A 15,126-nucleotide genomic window follows, 5' to 3' on the forward strand; every position below is an offset into this window, starting at 1 on the left:
CCTTATTTACGGAGCGGTCACTATATAAACAGGAGTGCCACCCCATGTATTCTGCCATCGCCACCGCCCTGGTGGCCGTCAGCCTCGCCCAGTCTCCCGCCACTCCCGACGTCTCCGAGGAGCGCGCCCTCGTGGCGCGTCTGGACGGGGTCATCGAGAAAGCGATCGCGCAGAAGCGCATCGTTGGAACCGTCGTCGTCGTCGCGAAGGACGGCAAGGTCATCTACCGGCGCGCCGCCGGTTTCGCGGATCGCGAGGCGGGGCGCCCCATGCGGGAGAACGAGCTGTTCCGCCTGGCGTCCATGTCCAAGCCGCTGGTGTCCGCGGCGGCGCTCGCGCTGGTGGACCAGCACAAGCTCACGCTGGAGGATCCGGTCACGAAGTGGATTCCGACCTTCCGGCCGAAGCTGGCGGACGGCAGCGAACCGGTCATCACGGTGCGCCATCTGCTGACGCATACCTCGGGTCTGACCTACGGCTTCATGGAGTCCGAGCAGGGGCCGTATCACAAGGCCGGGGTCTCCGATGGCCTGGACGCGTCCGAGGTGTCCCTGGATGAGAACCTCCGCCGGATCGCCTCGGTGCCGCTGTCGTTCGAGCCAGGGAAGCGCTGGAACTACTCCGTGGCAACGGACGTCCTGGGCGCGGTCGTCGCCCGGGCTGGAGGAGCGCCGTTGCCCAGGGTGGTCGAGCGGCTCGTGACCAGACCGCTGGGGATGTCCGACACGGGCTTCAGCGTGAAGGACGTGAAGCGGCTGGCGACGCCGTACGCGGATGGACAGCCGGAGCCGGTGCGCATGGGCGAGGCGCAGGTGGTGGTCTACAACGGCGCTGGGGTCCACTTCGCCCCCGGTCGAGCCTTGAACCCGCGCGCCTTCCCGTCCGGAGGGGCGGGCATGGTGGGCACGGCGGGTGACTACGTGAAGTTCCTGGAGACGTTGCGCAAGGGCGGTGCGCCGGTATTGGCGGAGTCCACCGTGCGGCAACTGAGCACCGCGCAGGTGGGTCCGGAGGCGGAGACCCAGGGGCCCGGCTGGGGCTTCGGCTTCGTGGGGGCGGTGCTCGTCGACCCGGCGAAGACGCGGAGCCCGCAGTCGGCGGGGACGTACCAGTGGGGCGGAGCCTACGGCCACAACTGGTTCGTGGATCCGCGGCGCGGCCTGACGGTCGTGGCACTCACCAATACGGCATTCGAGGGGATGTCGGGAGCCTTCACCATCGCCGTCCGCGACGCCGTCTACGGCGCCAGCAATTGAGCGGCAGTCGCGTCATGGCCATGTCCGATGCCATTTTCGCCACGAATGAGAAACAGTTGCATGTCTGATGATTGCATTGCATACCCATACACTTCGGTTTCAAAGTGTCCAGGCGCGTCCGTGCGCCTGACATAGAGAGGTGTGAAGTTGCATTTGCGTGCCATCCATTGGGTTCTTCTCTCGGCGATTCTCTTCCTCGCGGGCACGCCGTTGCCGGCCAGCGCCCTCACCTTCTCGAACCGGGGCGCCCAGGTCGGGCCGAGAGATGTCTCCACGGGACAGAGCGTCAGCTTCGTCATCGGCATGCAGTCACCGGAAGCCGTGTCGAACGTCACCCTCACTTTCGAGGTCCGGCCGTACACGACCGCGGGTGGCATCTCTCCATCCGCGGTGCACAGGCAGGTGGTGACGGGGCAGAACTTCAGCGCCGGGGAGACGAAGCAGTACACCTGGGGCTACACGATTCCCCCCAACCTCGTCACCGGTGACTACCTCTGGATGACGAAGGCGACCAACGCCGCGGGCACCGTCATCTACTTCGAGGCCGGGAGGATCGTGGACAACTACACGTTCCACGTGAACGGCGTACCCGCCCAGCGCTACCGGCGGGGCATCAACCTCATGGACCTGGGCAATGCCGGCGGCGTGCTGCCTGGAACCTACGGGAGCACGTACTCGAAGCCGTCCCTCGAGTCCCTGCGGTACCTGAAGAGCCGCGGCCACGACGTGGTGCGCATCCCCTTCATCTGGGAGCGCATCCAGCCCGTCCTGGGCCAGGGGTTGAACACGGCCTACACGAACCTGCTGCTGCAGACGCTTCGCGACGCGAACACGGCGGGCCTCAAGGTCATCGTCGACATGCACAACTATGGCCGCTACAGGTCCGGCGGGGTGACGCGGACCTTCGGGGAGACGGGAGGGCCCACCAAGGAGCAGTACGCGTATGCCTGGCGCCTGATAGCCTCCGCCATCAAGGCGGACGCCGCGGCGTACTCGGCCGTCTACGCGTACGACATCATGAACGAGCCCCACGACCTGGCCGCCGTCGAGGGGACGCTGTCGGGTGCCATTTCCATCTCGAGCTTCGAGGCGGGTCTGGATGGCTGGGTCGCCCAGAGCACCGAGGGCGTCGTCCGGGAGATCCGCAACAGCCAGGGCTCGATGAAGATCACCGGCCCCGCCGCGACGGGGGACTACAAGATCTTCGGCGCGCGGCTGTACTCGAGCACGAAGTCCACCAGCAGCGCCAACGGGAAGACCTTCCAGGCGAAGGTCTTCGTGCCCACGACGACGCCCGGCTCGGTCCGCGCCCGCATGGTGATGTCCTCCATGGACTGGTCGACGAACTACTTCAGTGACGAGTTCCCCATCACCAAGGGCATCGAGAACCGGGTGTACTTCAATCCCGACCCGACGCTGTGGGCCAGCTACAAGGTCATTGGCATCCAGTTCATCGTGGATGGAACGGATGGCAGCGCCCCGCATGTCTTCTACGTCGACCAGGTGAGCCAGGGCACCCGGACCGGCGAAATCAAGCCCGCGCGGCAGTGGGAGCTCTACTCGCAGGAGGTGGTGAACACGCTCCGCAACACGAACAACGACAGCATGCTCATCATGGTGGAGGGCTATTCGTGGAGCTCGGCGGAGGATTGGCCGAAGAACCACCCGAGCAAGTGGATTACCGACAGCTACAACAACACCCTGTATCACGCGCACATCTACATGGACGTCCTCGAAACCCCCGAGGTCCCCGGGGACGGCGGCGGGAAGTACCTGTCCCATCACGACGTGTATCTGGCGGAGGCCAGACGCAAGGGCCATGCGTCGGTGGGCGCGTACACCGTGGCGCGGGTGAAACCCTTCACGGACTGGGTGGCGGCCCAGGGCACCCGGGGCTTCATCGGTGAGTACGGCTGGCCCAGCACGCAGATGCACCCCAATGACCAGGGCGCCTGGGAAGCGGACGGTGAGGTGTTCCTCAGCTACCTGGACAGCATCGGCATGGGCGCGACGATGTGGGCCTCCGGGAGCTGGGAGAAGCTGCCCGCCTGCAACATCCTCAATGCCTACGAGCTGGAGCCGGTGTTCCAGCCGCTGTCGCAGGCCGCCGTCATCGAGCGGCACCGCGGCAATCCCTGAGCGGAGTCTCGCGCTCCTCAGCCGATGAGCGATGGCCAGTTGCGGCCGACCCAGGCGCGGTGCCCGGCGTCGGCTCGCCACTGGCCGTCCTCGCGATCGATCCGGTGTGAGCCGGCGAGCAGCGGTTCCAGCGCGGAGAGCATGCGCTCGGCGAAGGGCGTGTCGTGCACGACGAGCATCGCCTCGCTCTCCCAATAGGCCGCGGTGACGTCCAGGTTGGCGCTCCCCAACGCGACCGCGGCCGTGTCGCAGACCAGGAGCTTGGCGTGCACGTGCGGGAAGACCCGCTCCAGCTCGGGCTCCCAGGCTGGCGCCGGAGGCATCGCGAACTCGTAGGCCACTCCGCCCGCGGCGATCACCTCGTCGAGGCGGCTGCGGACGTACCAGTCCGCCACCTCGCGAAGGGCTCCACCGGGGAAGTGGATTCCCTGGCCGTAGTGGGGGCGGACACTGCCGAAGAGGACCTCGACGCGCACACCACGCTGGAGCGCGGCGACCAGCGCGTCGCGCAGCTCCAGGAGGAGCGGGAAGGTGTTCACGATGACCAGCCGCGACCGCGCATGGCGGATGAGCGCGAGCTGGGTGTCCAGCGTGTGGGTGTCCGTGAGGCCCTCGTGCAGGACGAGCCGTGCGGACAGGGTCCCCACCGGCGTGGCGGAGGGCACCGGATAGGGCTGGCCCCCCGCGCGCGTCCACTCGGCCAGGAAGGCGCTTTCGAGGACCGGGACCAGCGGGCCGGCGAGCCGCGCGCCGCAGTCGAGCCAGGGCACCTCGCGGTAGCTCGAGGTTCTCCGCAGGGGCACCTCGTCGAAGCCCGTGTAGTAGGGCGCGCCCATGTTGCGGCCCGAAATGAAGGCCCGCTCCGTGTCGATCAGGGTGACCTTCCGGTGGTTGCGCTGCTTCAGCTCGGCGAGGCTCGGCATCCCCGTCAGGGGCGCGATGGCACGCACCTCGATGTTGGGCGTCTCGGACAGGGCGACGAGGGCCGGGTTCATGGCGCCGAAGGAGCCGTATCCGCTGTAGAGCGCGTCGGCGAGCAGGCGCACGCGCACGCCCCGACTCGCCGCCCGCTTCAACGCCTCGGTGAAACGCGCGGTGACGGCGTCGTCCTCGACGATGTAGCACTGCCAGTGGACGCTGCTCCGGGCGCTCTCGATGGCGGCGATCACCGACTCGCGCGCCCGGGCATTGTCGAGCTCGAAGTCGATGGCATGTCCCCCGAGGCAGACACCGCCCCCGGCCAGGGCCAGCTCGCGGAAGAAGGGGGAGGGCTCCTCCGGCACCGGCAGCGGTTCCGGCACGGGGCCACCTGGCAGGAGCAGCAGCTCGTCCGGGGTCAGCGTCCGGATGAAGGGGCTGCGGGGTTTGTGCTCGTCCCTAGTGACTACCGCGATGATGCGGGCGCCGCCGGCCACGAGGCGCGTGGCCACACGCAGCAGGCGCTGGGCATCGACCTGGCGCGGGACATCCTCGGCGCGTGCGTCATCGAGCCACGCACTGGCATCGAGCAGCAGGGGCCTCCCCAGGCCCGGCAGGCTCCTGCGCAGGCGCTCGCGGTGCATGTCGAGCGGCTCGCTGTCGCGCAGGCGGACGAAGACGAGGTGTGCCACCTCACCCATCATCGAGAAGGCGGCCTCGAGCGGGGCCCGGTCGAGAGCGCTGTCGAGGAGCAGCAGGGGCCGCTCGGGGGCGACCACGTGGCATGGCGCGAGGTCCCTGGCGGCGTCGCCCGTGAAGGCGAAGGCGAGGGCCCGCTCTCCGCGGACGTGGGAGAACCAGGAGGACGGGAGGGCCGCGGTGCCGCCCTGGTGCCGTGCCGCACCCAGGGGCGCGCCGCCCTCGAAGACCCTCAGCTCACCCGGCTCCGGCACCGAGACGTTCGACAGGAACCCGACGCCCTCGACCGCGAACCGGGGTTCCAGACCCGGCAGGACCAGTGAGTCCGATACGGCGTAGCGCTCCTCGATGAGCGAGGAGGCGGGCAGCGTGCGCGGCAGCAGCAGCGTGGGGACGTGTGCCTCCTGCATGGCCCTGGCCCCGAACAGGCCGATGCTCAGCGCGCGGAGGTCGTCGACGGCATCGGTGGGCGCGAGCAGGAGGTCCGCCCCGCATCGCAGCGCGGCCGAGTCGAAGGCCTCCGCCCGGCCCGTGCGTCCCTCCAGGAGGGATTCGATCCGCGGCGTCTCGGCGATGCCCAGGGCACGCGAGAGCGTCTGGAGCTCGCCGGCCCGGTCCGGCGACGCTTCCGAGGTGAGGGCGATGAGCTCGACGGGCCGCGCGTACCCCGTGAGGAAGGCCGCCACCGAGCCCAGCCCCCTGCCATCCGGGGCCACCGTGATGCCGATCCGGTTGCCGGGCGCCTGGGTCTCCGGACAGTGTGCGCCTACCGAGAGCACGTGCATGCGCTCGCGGATCGCGAGCGCCAGGATGACGCCCACGCGAGCACGTGGCGATGTGCCGAGCAGCGGACCGACAATCACCAGGTCGGAGCCGAGCCGCGTCGCCGTCTGGATGAACGCCCCGATGTCGAGGTGTGTCTCGAGCTGGTGGCTGACGCCGGCCCGCACGGGCCAGTCGCGGGTGGCGTCCTGGAGGTGGGCGAGGACGGTGAGGCTGGGCGGCGGGTGCGTCTCGAGCTCGCTGCGCTCGGGAGCGAGGCCATACAGGTGGATGCTCTCGGGCGCTGGGGCGAGATGCCGCGCCGCGGTGAGCACCGGGGCCGGGGCCGAACCGGCGTCGAAGAGGAGCAGCAGGCGTTGGAACATGGCGAGCAGTTTTCACCCGGAGTCGTTGGCGTGCATACTTCACATCCCCACCCATCGCGTGATGACGCGGAAGGAGCCCCCCATGAAGAGCGTTTCGAGCTTCGTCGTTCCCCTGGCCGCCAGCTTCCTGCTGGCCTGTGGTGCCGGTACCGAGCCGGTCGCGGATGAGTCCGAGGCCCTCGTCTCCACCCCTTCCCCCGAGCAGTCCGGCCAGGTCTCGGCCCAGGCCTGCACGACGCTCTACCGTCCCCGGTACAGCTCCTATTGGGAATCGTTCCCCATCCAGGTCGATGGGCAGGTGGGGGGCTGCGAGACGAACGATGATTGTACCGTGAGCTGCTGGGGCGAGCAGAACAACAACGCGATCCACTCCGGCTTCTTCTACTGCACCTACTGCTATTGACGGCCCATCGCCGTTCTCCGGCTCGGACGGACCCGGACTCCGGGTCTGTACCCTCCGTGCATGGAGTCGCACGGTAGGAGCGGGGGAGGATGGGGAGGCAACTCTCGCACCCCTCCTCGCGACAATTCCGTAACGCTTTTCCCCCGAGCCTTTCGCCGGACCGGAGTCCCCCATGAGCACCATCGAGCGCGGTCGCAGCCTCCTCCAGTCCGTGCGCACGGGTACGCAGAACGCCGTCGACAAGGCGCAGCAGACCGTGAGCCAGGCGGCCAACACCGTGGTCCAGGGCGGCCAGAAGGTGGGCCAGTTCGTCGACGGCTTCGAGAGCAAGGCCGTGGACAAGGCGAAGGCGCTGGGAGGCCTCTTCGGTGGCTCCAAGCCGGACCGCGCGTATGACGGGCACCTGGTGGGCGCTGGCGGCCAGACGTTCCCGCCCGGCACGCCGCTGAGCCAGGTTCCGGGTGTCACCCCGCGCGACAATCCCAACCCCACCCAGACGTTCCTCTACGTCAACGGCATCGGCAACACGAAGGACCAGCAGTTCGGCAGCCTGCAGAAGATCGCCGACACCACGGGCGCCAAGGTGGTGGGCCTGCACAACGCCACCGAGGGCATGGTGGCCGACCTGGCCCAGTGCGTGAAGGACAAGCTCGACAAGGGCACCAACCCGGCGGTGGACTCGCTGGCGGACACCGTCTACTCGGAGCTGAAGGCGGGGCGCTCGGTGCACCTGTTCGCTCACAGCCAGGGTGGCCTCGTCACCAGCCGGGCCCTCAATGACGTGGCCAACCGGCTGCGCATCGAGGACGGGCTCTCCAAGGAGGCCACCGAGAAGCTGCTGGGCAAGGTGGACGTGGAGACCTTCGGCGCCGCCGCCGGTCACTACCCGGACGGCCCCAACTACGTGCACTACGTGAACAACAAGGACCTGGTGCCCACGCTCTTCGGCCAGGGCAACGGCAAGGGCCTGGACGAGTTCTTCCGCGATGCCGGCAAGGGCGCGGTGGTGCACCGCTTCGACTACGGCCAGGGCATCAGCGGCACCCACCGGCTGGACCAGGCCTACCTTCCCCAGCGCGTGCCTTTCGAGCAGGCTCGCCAGGGCAAGTTCAACTGACGGAGAGCTTCGCGATGCTCCAATGGATTCTCTCGGCGGTGGGCCTCGTGGCGCCGCCGCCCCCCAGTGGTGCCGCCCTCACGCGCGAGTCGGCGAAGGAGCTGGTGGCCTGGTACGTGCGCTCCGAGGGGGCCGTGCTGAGCCCGGGCCTCAACGAGCAGGGCTTCGGTGGCATCGCCATCGGCGGGGCCCAGGTGTACTTCGAGTACCACGAGGAGACGCACTCGCTGGAGTGCAGCGCGCTCGTCTACCGCTTCCACGAGCCCCCCAAGCCGGGCGTCCTGGAGGGTTTCCAGGCCGAGGCTCGCGAGGGCACGGACACGGGCGGTGGCACCGTGGACTACGAGCGGGAGAACCGCGGTCTCTATCTCAGCCGCGTCTACACGCAGGTGCCCCAGGGCAATGCCTTCTCCAAGGACATGAAGCGGCTGGCCAAGGCGAGCCTCGTGTGGGGCGACGAGGTGCTGGATCGCGTGGCCTCGCGCGTCTTCCACCCCGAGGAGCTCGAGAAGCGCTGAGCCCCGGTGGCTACTTCCGGATGAACCGGGAGGCGTCGGGCGCGGCGCGCAGCAGGGCTTCCTCGAAGGGCGCCGGGTCGAGGTAGACGCGGATGAGCTCGCCCGTGCGGGAGAAGAACTTCACCACCTCGGCGGTGAAGTGCATGTATTTGCTGTGCGTGAGGATGCTCACGCTCTTGAGCGCCGGGCGGTTGGCGCTGAACCACTCGGTCCACGCCTCCTGCACGGGCAGGTTGGCGCCGGTGACCTCATCCATCTCGAAGAACAGCTCGATGGGCGCGTAGCGACTGATGTCCTCGCGCAGCTCGTCCATGGGCGCGGTGCCGAACTCGCCCTTGTCGTTCCCCACGATGCGGATGAACACCACGCCCGGGCGCGGCCGCTGGTAGGTGAAGCTGCACCGCTCGCTCGCCAGCCGCACCGCACCGTCTTCCATCGTCGCTCGCTTGAACGCCACCATGTGTCCCTCAGCCCTTCTTCTGCTGCAGGGTGACGCCGGGCGCCGCGCGCTGGAAGGCTTCCTCGAAGGGCGCCGGATCCATGTAGACGCGGATGAGCTCGCCCGTGCGGGAGAAGAGCTTCACCACCTCGGCGGTGAAGTGCATGAACTTGCTGCGCGTGAGGACGTTCACGCCCTTGAGCACCGGGCGGTTGCGGCTGAACCACTCGGTCCAGGCCTCCTGCACGGGCAGGTTGGTGCCGGTGGATTCGTCCATCTCGAAGAACAGCTCGATGGGCGCGTAGCGGCGGATGTCCTCGCGCAACTCGTCCCTGGGTGCGTCGCCGAGCTCGCCCTTGTCGTCCCCTTGCATGCGGATGAACACCACGCCGGGGCGCAGCCGCTGGTAGGTGTAGCTGCACCGATCCCCGGATAACCGCACCGAGCCGTTCTCCAGCACCTCTCGTTTGAACGACACCCCGTCCTCCTGATCTCCCGGCGGGCGGGGGCGCGCGCTTTCCGCGTGGCCGCCCCGGGGTTGGTTCTCGGACAGAGCAAGCCGCGCGCCATCGCCGGGCCGTAGTGAATCCGAGGGTTTGGATGATACGGGGATGAGCGCACCGTTCGATATGAACGAGCCCTCTTCCAAAATGAAAGAGTCACCGATGAGAGCCAGAGACCTGCGCATCGAGGCGCTGTTGGAGGTGGATGCACGGCAGGGCGTCCGCTTCGCGGGCGAGCGGGCGCTCATCCTGGACGCGGTGGCGCTCGGGATGCTGCGCAAGCAATTGGTGGAGATGTTGGGGCTGGCGGGAGCGCGGGCGGTGCTGACGCGCTTCGGTTTCGCTCACGGCTGGCGCATGGCGGAGGCGATGCGCACGGGTTTCGACTGGGAGAGCGAGAGCGAGTGGCGCGCCGCCGGAGGACTCATCCACACCCTTCAGGGCCTGCTCCGCGTCCGGTTGGAGGACAGCGATCCGCTGGCGCCCCGGGGCGTCACCGTCGAGGACTCGTACGAGGCGGAGCAGCACCTGCTGCACCTGGGGCGAGCGGAGGCGCCCTCGTGTTGGACACAGTGCGGCTTCGCCAGTGGCTACATGAGCCTCGTGGCGGGCCGGCCGATCTACGTCCTGGAGGACCGGTGCGTGGCGAGGGGGGATGCGGCCTGTCACTTCGCGGGACGGACGCTGGAGGAGTGGGGGAGCCAGTTGGAGGAGCACCTGCCGTACTTCCAGGGCGAGGTGCTGGACGCCTCGCTGCACCAGGTGGCGAGCGCCCTCAAGCGCACGGAGCGCAAGCTGCGCGAGCGGGCACGGGCGCTGGAGCAGGTGGTGGGCGAGGCGGAGGGACCCGGAGGGCTGGTGGCGCGCGGGGTGGAGATGCGGCGCGTGGTGGACCTGGCGAGGCGGGCGGCGAGGAGCGAGGCCACGGTGCTCGTCATCGGGGAGAGTGGCACGGGCAAGGAGCGCGTGGCGAGGCTGGTGCATGAAGAGTCGGCGCGCTCGGCGGGGCCGCTGGTGGCCATCAGCTGCGCGGCGCTCACGGAGTCGCTGTTGGAGGCGGAGCTGTTCGGCCATGCGCGAGGGGCCTTCACGGGGGCGACGCACGAGCGCCCGGGGTTGCTGGAGGCGGCGGCGGGCGGGACGCTCTTCCTGGACGAGATAGGGGAGATGCCGCTGGGGATGCAGGCGAAGCTGCTGCGCGCGTTGCAGGAGCGCGAGGTGCGGCGGGTGGGGGAGAACCACCACCGTCCCATCGACGTGCGAGTGGTGGCGGCGACGAACCGGCCGCTGGCGGAGGAGGTGGCGGCGGGGCGCTTCCGCAAGGACCTCTATTACCGGCTGCGCGTGGTGGAGCTGATGGTGCCCCCGTTGCGCGAGCGGCGCGAGGACATCCTTCCGCTGGCGCAGGTGTTCCTGGTGGACGCGGCGAGGCGGGTGGGGCGCCCGGCGCCGAGCCTGGGGACGGACGTGGCGGACCAGCTGCAGCGCCATGACTGGCCGGGCAACGTGCGCGAGCTGCGCAACGCGATGGAGCGCGCGGTGGCGCTCTCTCGGGGGACACGTATCGAGCTGGAGGACCTGCCCGAGGACGTGCGGGTCGCGCTCCCCGTGCCCGCGCTGGTGGGGGAGGTGCGCACGCTGGAGGCGCTGGAGCGCGAGTACATCCTCGCGGTACTCGCGAGGAACGGGGGCAACCGGACGCGCACGGCGCAGGACCTGGGAATCGGCGCGACCACGCTCTACCGCAAGCTCAAGAGCTACGACCGCGTGACGCGCCGCCGCAAGCGGTGAGCCACGGCTTTCCACTGGACGCGGATGATGCCATGGTTTTGGAGATGCTCGACGGTGTGAACCCCGTCTCGGAACCTTCACGCCGGGTCTCTATATTGAGACGGTGTCTTGGCCAATAGGCCCTGTTCATTCGCGGCTTGCAACTCACCGTGGGATTGTTGTCCTCTCGCCCTGCGCATGCTTTTTGTGGCAGCGGGAGTAATGGGGAAGCGAGTAGGCTCAGTCCTGGAGAGATTTGAGATGGCAATCCCCTGGAGTTCTGAACAACGGCGGGCTGTTGACGCTGTACTGCAGCGACATCCGCGCGACAGCGGCAGGTGTGACGAGGCCGCGCAAGCAATCCTGCCCATCGCCAAGCAGTGCGATGGCAATGCCCGGATCCTGCGGATCCGTCCCAAGGGGCGGGCTCGGTTCGTCGAGCCGAAGCTTAAACCCACGATGCCATGGTACGAGCATCACACGACTGAAGTCGCGGTCCATTGTGTGGACTCCCTGACGGGTCCAGATGGCACGAATGTCAATGCCTATCTTGACACTCACTGGGAGCATACTGACTGGCTCGATGTCCAGGCCCTATGAGTTCACTCAAGGACACAGTTGTCACCTATGTCGATGAGCAACTCCGGGCCATTCTGGCAGCGCCCGGGATGTGGGGCTCTGACGAGAGCGTCGAGATGCAGGTCCTGCAGTTGCTCGAGTTTCGATCCGTCACCCTTCGTCCCGAACTCGAGAAGCGGGAGCCTAGAACCGTCCTCGACGCATACCACCGTTTTTTGAAGGAGCACTTCAAGGGTGCTCCGCCCTATCCGCTCTTTGTTCTGGTCGAGAAATACAACCGCAAAGCCGAGTTCATTGGCCTCCTCAAGAGCTTCAGTGAGCAACTGATTCGCGAGATGCAACCTGACGACATATTCGCGAGTCATGATCTGGTTCTGAGACTCTTGATGCGCGACTCTGTGTTGGAACCACGGGCTTCCTCACTGAGTTCATACTATGAGGCTTTGCATAAAGTGCTCCGTGCCATCTCCAGGCGTACGGGCACTCGCGGGCGCGCCTCCCACGAGTTGGAAGAGGCCATCGATTTTGCCTTGTCTGATGTGATCATTACCCCGGCGAATGGTCATCCGGCTCAAATCGTGTTGCCGCTGGACCAGGTGCAATCATCCAAGGTCCAAGATGTACAGCGAGGGCTTCAGAATCTGGTGGCCGTCAACGAATGGGCCGCGAGTTCCCAGGAACCTGTTGAGTCATTGCTAGACAGACTTTCCGAAAAAGAGGAGCCAGAGCGGATCGCGACACTGGCCATGCGCCTGGTTCCAAGCGAAGAAGAGTCGATCCAGATCGTCGAGATGGGGGGACGGCTCGTGGGTGGTTCGAAGCCCGTGGAGATCAGACCCGCCCATGCGGAGCGTATGTTTACGGTCGTCAAACAGCGCCGCCGTGCTCGTGATTTTGATCAGGTTGGTATTATCAGGGCGGTCGACATGGATCAGCGTTCGATGCGCATCAAAACGGAAAAGCGCTCGTACAAATGCTTCTTCAGGGAGCAAGCCCTCCTCGAAACCGCCCGTGAGGCTCTTGGTGAGCACGTACGCGTATCAGGGCAGGTTTATGAGTCTTCCGGATTGCAAGGGGTTGTCGAGGTGGCGAAGCTCTCTCCTTGATTCTCAGCCGATTGAGTTGATCAGCGCTATCTCCCGTCCAGCAGGCCCATCCGGTCCTTGAGGCGCAGCACCCGGCGCACGGCGGCGTCCAGCTGCTCGGCCATCTTCGGGTCCGACTCGGCCAGCTTCGTCAGGATGCCGAAGTAGTCCAGGCCCCCCGACCAGTCCGGCGGCTCGGTGGTGAGGATGAGATCATTGCCCGCGAGGAAGGCGCGCCGCACCACCTCCTCGCGCTCGGTGCCGAGGTGCTCGGCGAGCGCGCCGATGGCCACGTCGTCGGTGACGGAGATCCACCCGCTCTCGTGAGCCATGGCGACGAGCGAGGGCTCGAGGATGGCGGGCGCCTTGCCGAGCTTCTCGTAGACGATGTTCGACATCATCACGCCACCCAGGAACCGGTCCGCGGCGAGGAACGCCGACGCCTCCTGGCGCACGCGCTCCACCTCCCAGTCGGCGATGGCCCGCACGTGGTCCGAGTCGGAGTCGAGGTCCCCATAACCCGGGAAGTGCTTGCCGATGGAGACCACCCCGGCCTTCGCCAGCCCCCGGGCGAAGGCGGTGGCCTTCTGCTTCACCACCTCGGGGTCTCCGGAGAACGCGCGCCCGTTGCGGAACATGTGGCCCTTGGGCGACACGTCGAACACGGGCGCGAGGTTCATGTTGAGCCCCACCTCCCGCATCGCCTTGCCGACGCGCACGCCCCACGCCTCGACCGCGGCGTCCTCCATCGTGGCCATGTCCCGCGCGGATGGAAGCTCCTTGAGCGCCGGGTGCCGGTTGAGGCGGTTGAAGCCGCCCCCCTCGATGTCCACCGCGAAGAAGGGAGGCACGCGGGAGCGCTCGCGGGATGAACGGATGCGCTCCTTCGCCGCCTCCAGCTTGCGCAGCGTCCCGCCCACGAACAGCACCCCGCCCACCTCCACGGGGTTCTCCTTGCCGACCTGCGGATAGGCGAGGAGCAACTGCCCCACCTTCTCGCGAGGGGACAGCGACTGGAGGACGCGCTCCACGCGGGCCTCGTCGGGCACGCGGTCATGGATGCCCGGGTGCGTTCCCCCCGGAGTGGCCGCTCCGGCGACGGTGGACACCACGAGCGTCAGGACGATGAGCGATGAGCAATACACTGCGCGCATGAGGGGCTCAGTCTTCCACGGAGGCGCTCCAGGGGCTCGGACCAATTCACTGGCGGGTGACGGCATGCCCGGCCGCGAGGCTGGCGGGCGGCCGCGCCTGTCCCCTCACCCCACGTCCCAGGCCAGCGGCAGGTGCTCGTAGCCGCGCACGAAGAAGTGGGGCCGGCGTACGGGGCGGAGCCCGTCCTGGTAGCGCAGGTTCGGCAGCCGCCGCAGCAGCACCTCCAGCGCGATGCGTCCCTCCTGCCGTGCCAGGGGGGCTCCCACGCAGAAGTGGATGCCCCGGCTGAAGGCCAGGTGCGCGTCCGAGTTGGGCCGGTGCAGATCGAAGCGCTCGGGGTGGGGGAAGACCGACGCGTCATGGTTGCCCGAGGCGTACAGCACGTGCAGGCGCGCTCCCGCCGGTAGCTTCACCCCGCTCAGCTCCACCTCCCGGGTGGTGGTCCGGAAGAGCCCCTGCACGGGCGCGTCCATCCGCAGGCTCTCCTCCACGGCCTGGGGGATGAGTCCCGGGTCCTCGCGCAGCGCTCGCAGCTGCTCCGGCCGGTCGAGCAGCAGGACGAGCGAGTTGCCGATGAGGTTCGTGGTCGTCTCGTGGCCCGCGTTCAGCAGCTGGCTGAGCATGCTGACCAGCTCCGAGTCGCTCAGCGCCGAGTCCCGCTCGTTCCGGCCCGTGACGATGAGCGAGAGCAGGTCGTCGCGAGGCTCGGCGGCGCGCTCCCGGACCCGCGCCAGCAGGTACTTCGTGAGCTGCACCATGCCCCGGGCGTACTCGAGCTGCCGCTCCAGGGGCTCGTGGGCCGAGCCGAGCAGCCCCACCATGGCATCCCCCAGCCGCTTGAGCTCGGGCATGTCCTCGCGCGGCAGACCCAGGATGTCGGCGATCACCCAGCCCGGGAAGGGCGTGGCGAATCGGGTGATGAGGTCCGCGTGGCCCTCGCGCACGAAGGACTCGACGAGCTCCTGGGCCGCCTGGCGGACGCGTGACTCCAGGGCCGCCACCTGGCGGGGCGCGAGGGCCTTGTTGACGAGGTTGCGGAACCGGGTGTGCGACGGCGGGTCGTTGTCGACGAGCGAGGGGGTGATGGGGACGCCCTCCGCCAGCACCGCCAGCACCTCCGGTGGGAACCCGCTGCCCACCGATGCGGCTCCCAACGAGGAGAAGGTCGCCGGGTCCTTCACGACGGTGCAGATGTCCTCGTAGCGGGTGACGAGCCACATCTGCAGCTCGGGGCTGAAGAACACCGGCTGCTCGGCGCGGGCGGTGGCATAGACCGGGTAGGGGTTCTCCATCTGGTGTGGAGACGTCGGATCGAACTTGGGCACGGGGGCGCTCCTGGGTCGGGGGGGTGACGGCCCCACGGAGTTTCCCATGAAGTGCTGACATTCCAGTAATCC

Annotated in this window: 13 protein-coding genes; 8 read left to right on the plus strand and 5 right to left on the minus strand. The window is 67.9% G+C overall.

Going from position 1 to position 15,126, the window contains the following annotated elements:
- The first annotated feature begins 44 nt into the window (after nucleotides 1-44).
- Nucleotides 45-1,256, plus strand: a complete 1,212-nt coding sequence (locus JRI60_RS02745; protein WP_204224305.1) for a serine hydrolase domain-containing protein — start codon at nucleotides 45-47, stop codon at nucleotides 1,254-1,256.
- Between the two features lie 141 nt (nucleotides 1,257-1,397).
- Nucleotides 1,398-3,395 carry a cellulase family glycosylhydrolase gene (locus tag JRI60_RS02750; protein WP_204224307.1) on the plus strand — a complete coding sequence of 666 codons (1,998 nt, stop codon included), beginning with the start codon at nucleotides 1,398-1,400 and terminating at the stop codon, nucleotides 3,393-3,395.
- A gap of 17 nt (nucleotides 3,396-3,412) precedes the next feature.
- On the opposite strand, the gene JRI60_RS02755 is transcribed toward JRI60_RS02750, so the two are convergent.
- Entirely contained in the window at nucleotides 3,413-6,160 is a 2,748-nt protein-coding gene (locus JRI60_RS02755) for a phospholipase D-like domain-containing protein (RefSeq protein WP_204224309.1), read from the minus strand.
- Nucleotides 6,161-6,242: 82 nt separating this feature from the next.
- Here JRI60_RS02755 and JRI60_RS02760 point away from each other — a divergent pair, with 82 nt between their 5' ends.
- From JRI60_RS02760 to JRI60_RS02770, 3 genes are all read left to right on the plus strand, one after another.
- The gene (locus JRI60_RS02760) at nucleotides 6,243-6,563 is read left to right on the plus strand and encodes a hypothetical protein (RefSeq protein WP_204224311.1); all 321 of its coding nucleotides are present in this window, start codon (nucleotides 6,243-6,245) and stop codon (nucleotides 6,561-6,563) included.
- Nucleotides 6,564-6,735: 172 nt separating this feature from the next.
- Nucleotides 6,736-7,680, plus strand: a complete 945-nt coding sequence (locus JRI60_RS02765; protein WP_204224313.1) for a hypothetical protein — start codon at nucleotides 6,736-6,738, stop codon at nucleotides 7,678-7,680.
- Between the two features lie 14 nt (nucleotides 7,681-7,694).
- Complete coding sequence (locus tag JRI60_RS02770; protein ID WP_239470306.1) at nucleotides 7,695-8,198, plus strand: hypothetical protein; 504 nt, start codon at nucleotides 7,695-7,697, stop codon at nucleotides 8,196-8,198.
- 10 nt (nucleotides 8,199-8,208) lie between these two features.
- On the opposite strand, the gene JRI60_RS02775 is transcribed toward JRI60_RS02770, so the two are convergent.
- A complete protein-coding gene (locus JRI60_RS02775; RefSeq protein WP_204224315.1) occupies nucleotides 8,209-8,658 on the minus strand; it encodes a hypothetical protein in 450 nt (149 codons plus the stop codon).
- Nucleotides 8,659-8,665: 7 nt separating this feature from the next.
- Entirely contained in the window at nucleotides 8,666-9,115 is a 450-nt protein-coding gene (locus JRI60_RS02780; RefSeq protein WP_204224317.1) for a hypothetical protein, read from the minus strand.
- Between the two features lie 187 nt (nucleotides 9,116-9,302).
- Here JRI60_RS02780 and JRI60_RS02785 point away from each other — a divergent pair, with 187 nt between their 5' ends.
- The 3 genes from JRI60_RS02785 (at nucleotide 9,303) to JRI60_RS02795 (ending at nucleotide 12,595) form a co-directional block, all read left to right on the plus strand.
- Nucleotides 9,303-10,931, plus strand: coding sequence for a sigma-54-dependent Fis family transcriptional regulator (locus JRI60_RS02785; RefSeq protein WP_204224319.1), 1,629 nt, complete (start codon nucleotides 9,303-9,305; stop codon nucleotides 10,929-10,931).
- A 240-nt stretch (nucleotides 10,932-11,171) separates the two neighbouring features.
- Nucleotides 11,172-11,510, plus strand: a complete 339-nt coding sequence (locus tag JRI60_RS02790; RefSeq protein WP_204224321.1) for a hypothetical protein — start codon at nucleotides 11,172-11,174, stop codon at nucleotides 11,508-11,510.
- Complete coding sequence (locus tag JRI60_RS02795) at nucleotides 11,507-12,595, plus strand: hypothetical protein (protein ID WP_204224323.1); 1,089 nt, start codon at nucleotides 11,507-11,509, stop codon at nucleotides 12,593-12,595. The genes JRI60_RS02790 and JRI60_RS02795 overlap by 4 nt, the downstream gene beginning before the upstream one ends.
- 26 nt (nucleotides 12,596-12,621) lie before the next feature.
- Here JRI60_RS02795 and JRI60_RS02800 read toward each other — a convergent pair whose 3' ends face one another.
- Both JRI60_RS02800 and JRI60_RS02805 read right to left on the minus strand, forming a co-directional pair.
- Entirely contained in the window at nucleotides 12,622-13,728 is a 1,107-nt protein-coding gene (locus tag JRI60_RS02800) for a glycoside hydrolase family 3 N-terminal domain-containing protein (RefSeq protein ID WP_204224324.1), read from the minus strand.
- A 105-nt stretch (nucleotides 13,729-13,833) separates the two neighbouring features.
- Complete coding sequence (locus JRI60_RS02805) at nucleotides 13,834-15,054, minus strand: cytochrome P450 (protein ID WP_204224325.1); 1,221 nt, start codon at nucleotides 15,052-15,054, stop codon at nucleotides 13,834-13,836.
- Between the last annotated feature and the right edge of the window lie 72 nt (nucleotides 15,055-15,126).

Source organism: Archangium violaceum (genome assembly GCF_016887565.1).
Lineage (GTDB): Bacteria > Myxococcota > Myxococcia > Myxococcales > Myxococcaceae > Archangium > Archangium violaceum_B.

What these genes read in the sequence shown, in the direction of transcription:
- JRI60_RS02790 (WP_204224321.1), top strand. Translation starts at nt 11,172, where the DNA reads ATGGCAATCCCCTGGAGTTCTGAACAACGGCGGGCTGTTGACGCTGTA.
- JRI60_RS02765 (WP_204224313.1), top strand. Translation starts at nt 6,736, where the DNA reads ATGAGCACCATCGAGCGCGGTCGCAGCCTCCTCCAGTCCGTGCGCACG.
- JRI60_RS02745 (WP_204224305.1), top strand. Translation starts at nt 45, where the DNA reads ATGTATTCTGCCATCGCCACCGCCCTGGTGGCCGTCAGCCTCGCCCAG.
- JRI60_RS02770 (WP_239470306.1), top strand. Translation starts at nt 7,695, where the DNA reads ATGCTCCAATGGATTCTCTCGGCGGTGGGCCTCGTGGCGCCGCCGCCC.
- JRI60_RS02795 (WP_204224323.1), top strand. Translation starts at nt 11,507, where the DNA reads ATGAGTTCACTCAAGGACACAGTTGTCACCTATGTCGATGAGCAACTC.
- JRI60_RS02755 (WP_204224309.1), bottom strand. Translation starts at nt 6,160, where the DNA reads ATGTTCCAACGCCTGCTGCTCCTCTTCGACGCCGGTTCGGCCCCGGCC.
- JRI60_RS02775 (WP_204224315.1), bottom strand. Translation starts at nt 8,658, where the DNA reads ATGGTGGCGTTCAAGCGAGCGACGATGGAAGACGGTGCGGTGCGGCTG.
- JRI60_RS02760 (WP_204224311.1), top strand. Translation starts at nt 6,243, where the DNA reads ATGAAGAGCGTTTCGAGCTTCGTCGTTCCCCTGGCCGCCAGCTTCCTG.
- JRI60_RS02785 (WP_204224319.1), top strand. Translation starts at nt 9,303, where the DNA reads ATGAGAGCCAGAGACCTGCGCATCGAGGCGCTGTTGGAGGTGGATGCA.
- JRI60_RS02800 (WP_204224324.1), bottom strand. Translation starts at nt 13,728, where the DNA reads ATGCGCGCAGTGTATTGCTCATCGCTCATCGTCCTGACGCTCGTGGTG.